The sequence below is a fragment of the Vibrio sp. Y2-5 genome (genome assembly GCF_014596725.1).
In the GTDB taxonomy this organism is placed as follows: domain Bacteria; phylum Pseudomonadota; class Gammaproteobacteria; order Enterobacterales; family Vibrionaceae; genus Vibrio.
In genome coordinates this window covers 193,546-203,780 of sequence record NZ_JACVEG010000003.1, presented here as the reverse complement: position 1 = coordinate 203,780, position 10,235 = coordinate 193,546, and the positions used below count along the sequence as shown (strand labels likewise).

The window sequence follows — 10,235 nt, the reverse complement described above, 5'->3', positions numbered from 1 at the left end:
CAAACAGACAAACAGACAAACAGACAAACAGACAAACAGACAAACAGACAAACAGACAAACAGACAAACAGACAAACAGACAAACAAACAAAAAGGGTATTCGTATGGCAACAAGCGTAAGGCTGGATGATGCGTTCGTCACTCATGTCAAAGTCCACGCTGAAGCAGAAAGCCGATCAGTGCCGAAACAAATCGAGTATTGGGCGAAAATTGGTCAGATAATGATCGATAACCCCGATTTATCTTATGATTTTGTTCGCGACGCACTATTGGCTTCTGAAGAAGTCAAATTAGGGAGCGTAAAACGCTATGAGCGACGCACAAGAAGAAAAATCGATTGAGGTATACGAAACAAGACGTTTCGAAAAGCAGTTAAGTAAATTATCTGAAGCCCAATGTGAAGTGGTGGAAGATGAAATTGAAAAGATTATTGAAGATCCAGAGATAGGCGCACAAAAAAAGGGGGATTTATCCCACTTGTGGGTGCATAAGTTTAAGCTGGATAAGCAAGAAGTCTTACTAGGGTATTCTTGGGTAGAAGATAAGTTGGAGTTGTACCTCTTAAATATCGGACCTCATGAAAACTACTATGACTCAATGAAGAAGAGCCGCAAAGCCGATTTGAAACTTATTGGTTAACCCCTCCAAACGGTTAACCCACTATTCCAAACTGTCCATAAATGGCGACCGAGCCCCTGAATATTCAGGGGCTTTTTTCGTTTATAGGCAAAGGAAATCTCATGATTAAGTCTCACCTCGCGGCTAGTGTTGTACTGGCGCTTTCATCATCAGCACCCCAAGGTGTGATTCATCTACTTTCTGACGCTGTAAAGGTGGATACCTCAAATAAACGCAGTGTCGTCACCATTACCCGAACCGGAAAATTTTGTGACCCACGATACGGTGAGTTTGAACTGACCCAGCAGATGTTCGATTCCATGATCAAAAACTTCAACGCTGGAGTTTATGGCCAAGAAATTAATATCGATATTGCACACAAGCCAGAAGATGGTGCTGGGGCGGTGGTAAGACGTTTATTTACCGACCGTGGACGTTTACGAGCAGAGGTGGAGTGGTACGAACTCGGCATCAATAAAGTCACCAAAGACGGTTTCAAATACTTGTCTGCCGAAATACATCCTAATTATGTCAGCAACGAAGCCGGAGAGAACGGCCAGTATCCAGAATTTGGTCCAACGCTCTTAGGGGCAGGTTTGGTCACCAGACCATGCATTAAGAACCTGGACAAAATCGAACTTAGTGAAGCCAGCCTTCACGAATGCCCAACCTATCTTTCCGAGTCTCTAGCTAATAAATTTTCTGAGGAACGTCAAACCATGTGGACACAACTGATTGCGCTGTTTGAAAAGCAGCTGAAAGGTTTCAAGCTGTCGGCTGAGCAACACACAGCGATGGTGAAATTACTCACTGATTCACTGACAGGTATCAGTGATGAAGCACAAGCAAAGGTGCTAAGCGAACAAATTGAAGGCATTGCCAAGCAGTTGTCTGAATCGGGCAACTCATCTGTACCGGTGATTAACCTAAATGGTGGTTCACTAAGCGAAGCTGATGTCGTGCGTATTCTTAGTGAACAAGCAGCTAAGTCGCTGCAAGCTCAAGCAGACGCAAAACAAAAGCTTGATGCAAAAGTCAAAATCTTTACGGAAGCGATCGATAAAGCCGAAGGCCTTAGCGACGAAGTGAAGAAAGAGCTAAAAGAAACTCAAGACCTGATCACGGTTGAAATGTCTGATGAGCAAGTCACCAAACTGGCTGAAAACCAAATTGCTCATGGCAACCAAAAAATGGTTTCTATTCAGCTAAGCGAAATGGGCTTTATGGGGGCACCATCTGGTTCAGTGATGCCAACACCAGACCAACAACGCGAAAGCTTACAGCTACAAGAACAAATTCACGCTAACCTACGCAACACCAATACTTATGCGTTAGGTCAGTTACACCTAACTGAAGAGAAAAACCTGCCTGCGTTCTGTCGTCAGGTACTTGCAGAGTTTGACCGCAAAAACCACCGCCGCATTCATGCTGAGCGCCTAGTACTGGCGGGGCAAGGTGGCGCTAACGTTATGTCTGATTCTGAATTGCCAGTATCCGTTCAGCGTGAAGTCATTCGTGAAGCTCTCTCAGATCTTAACGTTCTGCAGCTGGTGCAAACACTGACAGATTTCAGCGCGTCAGCAACCACACAAATTCCATACGAAAGCCGTGATGTTTCCGCCATTATGGGCGATGGCATTGTGTTTGAGCACGGTACCATTCCAAAAGTGAAAAACTCACAACGCATGGATTTGGCTTACGTATTGCCAATGAAAGTCGCGTTTGAAGTCTCGAACGAGCTCATGCATTTTTCCAAGTCTTCAGCCATTAACTGGGATGCTTGGGGCCGTAACGTAGCAACAGCTAGCCGCATCATCAAAGAGATGGTTGCACGTCGCATCGTCAATGCAATGCAACGTGTCGCTGACTCATACTTAGCTGCAGATGTGAACGGTGAAGCAATCACTGCTCAGCTGCAAGATTCGTATGAATTCAAAACAGCACAGTTCCCAGTGGTCGCGCCGCATCAACAATACGATTTGCAAGGCAACACTGTTGGTAACACTGAAAACCCAATGGTTCTCACCATTGATGCAACACAAATTAAGCCATTTGACGGAACAGGCTCTCAGGCCGCAGGTACTTACTACATTGTCACCTCATACAACCTAGGCAAGTTCGTGTTGGTTGATGAATCTGGTGCATTGAAGTCTGTAACCGCTGGCGCTGCGTCTATCAGCTATAGCTACGCAACCAACATCGTCAAAGTGGACAGTGATATTCCAGATGGCGCAACGCCAGATAAGCACTACAACAAACTGTTGCAGGCGATTGGCCGTCGCAAAGCCATCATGAAAGATGATCGCTTTATCACTCCTGACTTCCTATTGATGTCACACACCCTGAACGATACCTGTACCAACGCTGAGCAGTTCGTCGCATCGATGAAGCGCAATGGAACAGACACCAATTCACAAGGTGATCTGGAAATGGTGAAAGCGCTACCTGCGTATTCAACTAACGCTCCAGCAACGCATCTGGGTGATGAACGTATCATCATGGGCCAAAAAGGTGCGATGGCTTACTCAGTGGTGAAACCTTTCACTCTGAGCGACATGCAAGAAGCGCGTGATGCTAATGGTCAGTTGAAAGGTGGTAAGGAAGCTTACGGTGAAGAGTACAACGCAATTCACTGTCCTAAACCAATTCGTAACCGCTTTACCAGTGTACTGTTCTATTCAGCGACAGGTCGATAGAGCGAGCCATTGCCCCGTTACTGTAAATACAGTCTCGGGGCCTTTTTGCTAACCAATTTAAGGTAATAAATCATGCCAATCATGACTGCATACACAAACAATACTAAGCAAGCCGTTAATATCGGTGGCCGCACTGTTCATCCTGGGGAAACTCGTGAAGTAGATGCGCGCTTTGTTCCTGCCGCGGCTCAGGTTAATCGTGCGATCGTTATTCTCTATATCAACTTCAGCATTACGCCTAAGTACTTTGGGCAAACAGTCGTGCAGCCAAACACTGCAGCACGCTTACCAATTATCCATTTTGAAAATCCAAACAAAGCGGATGCCGGTGCATTCCAGGATAAGATTTTCGAAGAACTCCTAACGAAGAAGATTGATGAAATTAAGCCTTTCTTTTCCGAGTTGACGGATGAAGAACTGGCGCGTTTATCAGAGCTTGAAGCGGCTGACCAGAAACGTAAGGGGCTACTCAGCGGTATTGATGAAGAGTTGGCCACACGAAAAGCTGAGCGAGACTTAACGCCTGCAGCTTTCGCCAAAACGCTAGAAGGTAAAGACGAAAGCGAGCTGCAAGTTGAACTGCTCGCAGCGGGTGACAATGAAATGAAACTCACGGTTATCCAGGAAGCTTTGTCCAAACTTAAAGAGCAACAGTAAACCCGCCAATCTTAGCCCGGACTAGCTTCGGGCTTTTTTCTTAAGGAGTCTCAATATGTGGGATACAGTCAAATCGCTAATTGCAGACGCAGCGCCTTTGGTTGGTAGCTTGATTGGTGGTCCAGTGGGTGGCGGTGTTGGTGCCTTGGTGGCGAATGCTCTAGGGGTGGAACATACACCGGAAGCGATTGAAGCTGAAATCCGCCGCAATCCTGACGCGTTACTCAAGATCACGGAAATGGAAAGTGAAGAGCGTATTCGGTTACGTGAATTAACTTACCAGCAAGCTGAACTCGAAAGTACAGAGCGCAAACTTGCGCTAACCGAGCAGCATAAAACCATGCAAGCCGAATTGGCGAGCGACGACGCTTATGTTCGTCGTTGGCGCCCAACATTTGGCTATGCCGTTTGCTTAGCCTGGTCATCATTATTCTTTGGTATTTGTCTGCTCATGATCATTCACCCTGAATACACAGAGCAAGCCTTTGCTGGAGCTGCAAAACTCACTGGATTATTCAGTGTGGCGTTAACCGTTCTCGGGCTGAACATTCACAAACGTTCGCAAGATAAACAAGTCTCCGCAGGTGTGGTGCCAGCAGGCGTGTTAGGGAGTATCGCCTCGACCATTCGCGGAGGTAGTAATGTCAAATAGCCCTGTGTCACAAGGCGAGTTCCACTCTTTCCGTGTTGAAATGCGTGATTACATGAAGCAGCAAACCAACCTAATGAGCCAGATGGTTGAACTACAAACCAAGCACTCAAATTTGGAAAACCAGTTTGGGCGCTTAGATCGCGATTTCGATAAATTGGAAGAACGAGTAAGACCTTTAGAGCAAGGGCAGAGTGGCACCAATGAAAAGACCAAGTACAACCGTGATCTTATCTGGATACTGCTAGGCATTCTCGCCAGCGTCTGTACTTTTATGTTTAAAAATCAGGTGGGTTAACCATGCAATTAGCTACGTTAATAGACCGTCTAAAGAAAGCCATGATGGATAGCGCTGAACTTATTGAAGGCACTGAACAACAAATAGTTGAAACTGCCTTGTCTGATTTCAGCCGTTATCGACCGCATATTAAGGTTGCAACCTTTTCTCTCATGACAAACCAAATGCTCTATTTGGCACCGAGTGACATGATTCGAGTTCGAACTGTGTTGTACGGCCAAAGCCAAAGAGCGAAGCAACCTTGGGAACAAGGATACCCTCGTAACTTACCGCGCTTGTCTGTGATTGAAAGTGATGAAAACCAGAAGTGGGTGCAACTTTCTCATTATCCGTCTGAATCGGTAGTGATGAGCTGTGGTCGTGATTTCTCATACACCTACTACGGTAGCCGTAAAATTGTTAACGATGCCATTTCTGTCGATGTTCAAGATGAGTCTCTGCTGCTTCTTCGCTGCATTGCTGAAGCGGTGAAATACATTGCGGTTCATCAATTGAATAAAACTGTATCGGTGCGTAATAGCGTGGGTGGTGAAGCTAAGAACGGAACGCCAGCAGCTATTCATGAGCAGCTGATGACACAGTTTGAACGGCAGGTAAAAGATGCGTGAGTTAAGTGTTGAGCTACATACATCGGTTCTGGATGAGGCGTTCAGATCTGCTCCAGATATTCTAAATAGACATTTGAAAGCCGGCATTAGCCATGCTGGCTCAATTGTTTCTCGAGCAGCCAAAGAAGAAGCTCCGAAAGCTGAAAGCACGTTAACTCATTCAATTCGTTCCAACGTCGTAGGCGAACTGCAACGCATGGTCACCAGTTCACTGCGGTACAACGCTTTTGTTACACAGGGAACTGAGTCTCAAGGAATACCACCGGTTCAGTCAGTGCTTGATTGGGTTCGAGTTAAACGCATTCAGCCCAAGTACCCAAAAGCCGATCAACGAGATTTAGCTTTTATGATTGCTCGCTCTATTGCCAAGAACGGCACCCAAGGCAATGACTTCTACGACCGTGCTGCAGAACAAACTCAAGACCAAGTTGCCGACATTCTCAAGCGCTCTGTGAATGACGGTTTGCGAGCTGCAGGTTTTCAACTCTAGGAGAGCAACATGCCACAACCTATGCCCAATGAAATATTGGAAGGCATTAAAAGTGCTTTCGAAACTCGTTATCCAACTCGCACTGTAACTCGCAACTGGCAGGATAGAGCCGCATATAAAAACGAAGAGTTAAAGCCTGGCATATTAACGCTGGTTTATTCCGGTGAAAGCCCACTTGGGGATGTGTACAACACCAGAATGAACTTCATGGTGATTGGACGTATTTACTGTGGAAAAGATGCTGACGGTATCGATGTTGAAGATGCAGAGCTCAATTTCTTAAAAGAGTGGCGATTGTTTTGTTCCTCGTCGGCCGCAGGCAATATTTCTATCCAGAAAGTGATGACATCGCAGCAACAAGAAAAACCGGATGGTTGGTTTATTTGTGAATGTGTGGCTGGCCCGTATGACTTTGGCGGTGAAATAGATTGGTTGCCAGAAGGGCCAGAAGAAGTACCGGCTGAAATTCATGTTGGACTTTCGCCAGATATTGGCAATGAAGAGAACTATTTTACATTGTCCGATTTGGAGCCCGAAGAGAATGCATGAGTTTACTCAGTCTCAACTAGTGCGCTTAATTTCCCAGATGATCCAAATCGGTACCATCGTCGAAGTTAAGGCTAAACCGCTCCGCTATAAAGTTCAGTTCACCTCTAATTTAACCACTAGTTGGATTCCATCAGATGTTGGTCATGCCGGTGCGGTGAAAGATTTTGCGCCTCATCAAGCGGGGGAGCTCGTTCTGGTTGTGAAGGAATTCAATACTCAGGGCGGAGTTATCGTTGCCAGCTTGAACCAGAACTCAAAAGACCAACCGAAAGATGATCTCAATCTGTTCTATCGGGAGTTTCCCGATGGTACTTGGTTGCAGTACGACATGGCCAACAAAGTGCTATCTGGTTCGGTAGTTGGCAAAGTTAATCTCGATGCAGCAACAGAAATTCGCTTAGCCGCTCCCAAGCTTATCTTTGATGGCGACATCGAGCATGACGGCAAGCAAACCTCTACGGGTAATATTGCATCGCAAGCCAGTATTTCAGCAGTAGCCAACGTTTCTGCGGGACAAAATATTTCTGACAGCGTTCGCACTATGGCTCAGGATCGAGAGATTTATAACGGTCACAAACATCCGAATGACACACCAAATACTCAAGCTCCAATTCAGAAACAGTAGGTAAGTTATGGCCACAGGAATTAATGAAAATACCGGCTTACTGATAACCGATGCGGCAGAACGTAAGCAACGTCTGAATCGTTGTTTTAAAACTCGCAGAGGCTCTTTGCCGCTTAACCGTGCTTATGGTTCAAATTTGCCGGACAGAGTGGATAGAAATATCACGCCCGATTTAGCTATCGATATTTATGCCGACGTGGCTGACGCTATCGCTCACCCTCCAAACGGATTCACTGACGAGCTAAAACTAGTGAAAACATGGCTAGAGTATGGAGAAAATGAAGTGACGTTATCTGTGGAAGTAGAGCTACTTTTTGACGGCTCCATCGAAGAGATTTCGGGGCTAAGCTTGTGAACCAAATTGAAATATCACAACTACCGCCACCTGAAATTGTCCAGCAGTTGGATGCGTCTATTCCTCGTGACCGTATGTTGGCTCGTTTTGCTGAGCTTATGGATACCAATGTACCTAAAGCGGGTGACCCGCTTTATTTTGCTTTTTCGGCAATGGGAGAAGAGGTCACCCGAGCTCGCCAAGAGTTCCAGGATATTTCATTGGAAAACATGGTGGCGTACGCAACAGGCAACAACTTGCAACGCTTAGCCGACTGGCGTCCAGTAGAAAAATTCGATACTGAAACGGATGATGAGTTTCGCCGTCGAGTTCAAATGGCTCCAGAAAGCTTCTCAACAGCAGGGCCCGATGGCGCTTATATTTTCCATGCTTTAGCTGCAGATGCAGATGTTCAGGATGCATACCCTGATAGCCCAGACGGTTTCATCGTCGATTTATACATACTTAGCAGAACGGGTGATGGCACAGCACCACAAGCTTTGCTTGATAAGGTAAACAGCTATGTTAGCAAGGACAACCTAAGACCGTTGAACGATAAGCTGACTGTTAAATCCGCAGTCATTAAACCTTATGTGATTGAAGTAGAGCTGACGTTGCCAAATGGACCAGGGGAAAGTGAAACTATCACCCAAGCAACTAAACGACTACAGAGTTTAGTCACTGAAACACACGTTCTTGGTGGGCAAGTTTCTCTGTCTTTGATTAACGCTGCAGCTCATGTTCAAAGTGAAGGCTCAGATTCTAATGTGAGTTTTCAGCCCGTCATCGATGTCAACATTCTTCAACCTGCAGCTTCAGTGCTGTGTGCTATGACAGAAGCACCTTACTGTACAGACATCATAGTTACTCAGGCAGGTGCTGTGTAATGACATCGGTATTCGTTAGTAAGTTGCCTCCATCTGCTTCAAAGATGGAACGAGTGATGGAGCAAGTGTTCTGGGAAGAACTGGCTCTTATTGAGCGCGACATTCGCAACTTTTACGACCCATATCAGTGCCGAGTAGATTTACTCCCGTATTTAGCCTGGGAAATGAGCGTTGACTATTGGGATGAGAATTGGAGCGAGCAAACCAAGCGCGATGTTATTGCGGCTTCTAACCCGATTCACACCACCAAAGGGACTCGTTACGCTCTGGATAAAAGCATCGAATCTATTCGAGATGATGGTTTGAGCGTTACAGAATGGTTTGATGACGAAGCGAATTTAGCCCCCGGTTTTTTCCGAGTTAACTTGGAGGCTCGAAATTCCGATATCGATGAAAATACGGTACCGCAAATCTATACGGCAGTGAATAACGCCAAAAATACACGCTCTCACTTAGAGAGTATTTCTATTACCAGTCAAATCCAGAATCCTATCAATATTGGTGTATTGAGCCGAATGGGCTTAGCGATTCGCTCTGGCCCATGGCGAACCGAAAACATTGTTAGCTCAGTTAATGTTGAGCATGTCAGTTTTGTTCGCCTTGGTATGATCATTCGATCTGGCGCATTACCCTTGGAGTTAGAATGAGTATTCCAGAATCTGCGCTGAACTATGGTTCAATTCTCACCTTGCTAGGTGAAAATGCAGAAATAAACGGGAAACTGAACAACAAGCCGATCAACTTTACTCATATTGCGATTGGTGATGGTAACGACCAGTATGTTCAGCCTTCTCGAACTCAAACGACATTGGTCAATGAAATTACTCGCATCCCAATAACTGGGATGGAGAAAATTGAACCATCAGAAGAGGGCGGAATCCCTCTACTAAAAGTTTGGGCAAAAATCCCAGATAATATTGTTGATGTCGCTGTGCGGGAGTTTGCAGCGATTGCGGTTTATGATGGCAATTCCTATCTCCACGCTGTTGGGAACTCGGTTCGTATTCCAATTCTCTCCGGTGTTAACAATGGCGGAGAAGTGAATGATATCTACATTGAGATGACATTCGCTGTGACATCACTCGATCCTATTATCATGATTGACCCAACAATCGTGACGGCAACACGTAAATATGTGGACGATAAAGACAAAGCACATGTTGATGCTCCAGATCCACACTCGCAGTACGCCATGTCAGCTAATTCCCAGTTCCTGCCTTACGATGCAACGCGCATCTACTCGGTAGGTGAGGTTTGCTACACCAAAGATGCGAACGGAAAAGTCAGCTATTGGGAATGGTACTCAAATGTTGAGTCGTTAGCGGGTAAAGACCCATTAGACATACTTAACCGTCAAACTGGCTGGGTTGATGAAACCAAACCGTTCTACTGGACACCGTTTAAGAAATCTCGCTCAGGTTCAACCCAATGGCCATGGATGAGCATGACGTTTCCAGAAGGAACTCTGAACGTTCTTGGTAACTCAGTACCAACCGCTGTTTTTTGGCGATTAGCCGAAGCATTACCAGAGTTCGTAAATGCTGGAACAGGAATGATTGATTTCCCTGAAACTGGCGGTGAGTTCTTCCGTGTGCTTGACCAAGGGAGAGGTATTAATATTGGCCGAGGATTCAACACTTTAGAGCTGGATGAATTTAAATCACATAACCACTTGATTGGACTTCAAGATATACCATCTCAAGGGGGAGGAGGAGTAGCTGAAGGTTACGGTAATCTTGATGCGTTTGGTGGTTCAATGAGTTCTGGTGGAGCAGAAACCCGACCTCGAAACTTAGCCTTCCCGATTCTTGTAGAGGTATAACC

14 protein-coding genes are annotated in these 10,235 nt (G+C 45.7%); all 14 read left to right on the top strand.

From position 1 onward, the window contains the following. Window positions 1-341 (top strand): hypothetical protein (locus HUO09_RS10265; protein ID WP_373563691.1); only part of this gene is annotated, 341 nt, incomplete at its 5' end. Continuing rightward, window positions 310-639, top strand: a complete 330-nt coding sequence (locus HUO09_RS10260; protein WP_188233925.1) for a type II toxin-antitoxin system RelE/ParE family toxin — start codon at window positions 310-312, stop codon at window positions 637-639. The genes HUO09_RS10265 and HUO09_RS10260, both read left to right, overlap by 32 nt. A 101-nt stretch (window positions 640-740) precedes the next feature. Then, the gene (locus HUO09_RS10255; protein ID WP_188233924.1) at window positions 741-3,314 is read left to right on the top strand and encodes a hypothetical protein; all 2,574 of its coding nucleotides are present in this window, start codon (window positions 741-743) and stop codon (window positions 3,312-3,314) included. A 72-nt stretch (window positions 3,315-3,386) separates the two neighbouring features. Then, window positions 3,387-3,971, top strand: coding sequence for an ABC transporter ATPase (locus tag HUO09_RS10250; RefSeq protein WP_188233923.1), 585 nt, complete (start codon window positions 3,387-3,389; stop codon window positions 3,969-3,971). A 55-nt stretch (window positions 3,972-4,026) separates the two neighbouring features. After that, window positions 4,027-4,623: a 3TM-type holin gene (locus HUO09_RS10245; protein WP_188233922.1), complete on the top strand. Its 597-nt coding sequence runs from the start codon at window positions 4,027-4,029 to the stop codon at window positions 4,621-4,623. After that, window positions 4,613-4,918: a chromosome partitioning protein ParA gene (locus HUO09_RS10240; protein ID WP_171137792.1), complete on the top strand. Its 306-nt coding sequence runs from the start codon at window positions 4,613-4,615 to the stop codon at window positions 4,916-4,918. The genes HUO09_RS10245 and HUO09_RS10240 overlap by 11 nt, the downstream gene beginning before the upstream one ends. 2 nt (window positions 4,919-4,920) lie before the next feature. Beyond that, window positions 4,921-5,526 (top strand): hypothetical protein, encoded by a 606-nt coding sequence (locus HUO09_RS10235; protein ID WP_188233921.1) that lies wholly within the window; start codon window positions 4,921-4,923, stop codon window positions 5,524-5,526. Then, window positions 5,519-6,016: a hypothetical protein gene (locus HUO09_RS10230; RefSeq protein WP_188233920.1), complete on the top strand. Its 498-nt coding sequence runs from the start codon at window positions 5,519-5,521 to the stop codon at window positions 6,014-6,016. The genes HUO09_RS10235 and HUO09_RS10230 overlap by 8 nt, the downstream gene beginning before the upstream one ends. Before the next feature lie 9 nt (window positions 6,017-6,025). Beyond that, complete coding sequence (locus HUO09_RS10225; RefSeq protein ID WP_158125266.1) at window positions 6,026-6,565, top strand: hypothetical protein; 540 nt, start codon at window positions 6,026-6,028, stop codon at window positions 6,563-6,565. Continuing rightward, window positions 6,558-7,190: a phage baseplate assembly protein V gene (locus HUO09_RS10220; RefSeq protein WP_188233919.1), complete on the top strand. Its 633-nt coding sequence runs from the start codon at window positions 6,558-6,560 to the stop codon at window positions 7,188-7,190. Before HUO09_RS10225 ends, HUO09_RS10220 begins: the two co-directional genes overlap by 8 nt. A 7-nt stretch (window positions 7,191-7,197) precedes the next feature. Further along, complete coding sequence (locus tag HUO09_RS10215; protein WP_042483722.1) at window positions 7,198-7,545, top strand: dTDP-glucose pyrophosphorylase; 348 nt, start codon at window positions 7,198-7,200, stop codon at window positions 7,543-7,545. Then, window positions 7,542-8,411 carry a baseplate J/gp47 family protein gene (locus tag HUO09_RS10210; RefSeq protein ID WP_188233918.1) on the top strand — a complete coding sequence of 290 codons (870 nt, stop codon included), beginning with the start codon at window positions 7,542-7,544 and terminating at the stop codon, window positions 8,409-8,411. The genes HUO09_RS10215 and HUO09_RS10210 overlap by 4 nt, the downstream gene beginning before the upstream one ends. Beyond that, window positions 8,411-9,058, top strand: coding sequence for a phage tail protein I (locus HUO09_RS10205; RefSeq protein ID WP_188233917.1), 648 nt, complete (start codon window positions 8,411-8,413; stop codon window positions 9,056-9,058). Before HUO09_RS10210 ends, HUO09_RS10205 begins: the two co-directional genes overlap by 1 nt. After that, window positions 9,055-10,233 carry a phage tail protein gene (locus HUO09_RS10200; RefSeq protein WP_188233916.1) on the top strand — a complete coding sequence of 393 codons (1,179 nt, stop codon included), beginning with the start codon at window positions 9,055-9,057 and terminating at the stop codon, window positions 10,231-10,233. Before HUO09_RS10205 ends, HUO09_RS10200 begins: the two co-directional genes overlap by 4 nt. The last annotated feature ends 2 nt before the right edge of the window (window positions 10,234-10,235 follow it).

What these genes read in the sequence shown, in the direction of transcription:
- HUO09_RS10260 (WP_188233925.1), top strand. Translation starts at nt 310, where the DNA reads ATGAGCGACGCACAAGAAGAAAAATCGATTGAGGTATACGAAACAAGA.
- HUO09_RS10230 (WP_188233920.1), top strand. Translation starts at nt 5,519, where the DNA reads ATGCGTGAGTTAAGTGTTGAGCTACATACATCGGTTCTGGATGAGGCG.
- HUO09_RS10245 (WP_188233922.1), top strand. Translation starts at nt 4,027, where the DNA reads ATGTGGGATACAGTCAAATCGCTAATTGCAGACGCAGCGCCTTTGGTT.
- HUO09_RS10240 (WP_171137792.1), top strand. Translation starts at nt 4,613, where the DNA reads ATGTCAAATAGCCCTGTGTCACAAGGCGAGTTCCACTCTTTCCGTGTT.
- HUO09_RS10215 (WP_042483722.1), top strand. Translation starts at nt 7,198, where the DNA reads ATGGCCACAGGAATTAATGAAAATACCGGCTTACTGATAACCGATGCG.
- HUO09_RS10255 (WP_188233924.1), top strand. Translation starts at nt 741, where the DNA reads ATGATTAAGTCTCACCTCGCGGCTAGTGTTGTACTGGCGCTTTCATCA.
- HUO09_RS10250 (WP_188233923.1), top strand. Translation starts at nt 3,387, where the DNA reads ATGCCAATCATGACTGCATACACAAACAATACTAAGCAAGCCGTTAAT.
- HUO09_RS10200 (WP_188233916.1), top strand. Translation starts at nt 9,055, where the DNA reads ATGAGTATTCCAGAATCTGCGCTGAACTATGGTTCAATTCTCACCTTG.
- HUO09_RS10205 (WP_188233917.1), top strand. Translation starts at nt 8,411, where the DNA reads ATGACATCGGTATTCGTTAGTAAGTTGCCTCCATCTGCTTCAAAGATG.
- HUO09_RS10220 (WP_188233919.1), top strand. Translation starts at nt 6,558, where the DNA reads ATGCATGAGTTTACTCAGTCTCAACTAGTGCGCTTAATTTCCCAGATG.
- HUO09_RS10225 (WP_158125266.1), top strand. Translation starts at nt 6,026, where the DNA reads ATGCCACAACCTATGCCCAATGAAATATTGGAAGGCATTAAAAGTGCT.
- HUO09_RS10235 (WP_188233921.1), top strand. Translation starts at nt 4,921, where the DNA reads ATGCAATTAGCTACGTTAATAGACCGTCTAAAGAAAGCCATGATGGAT.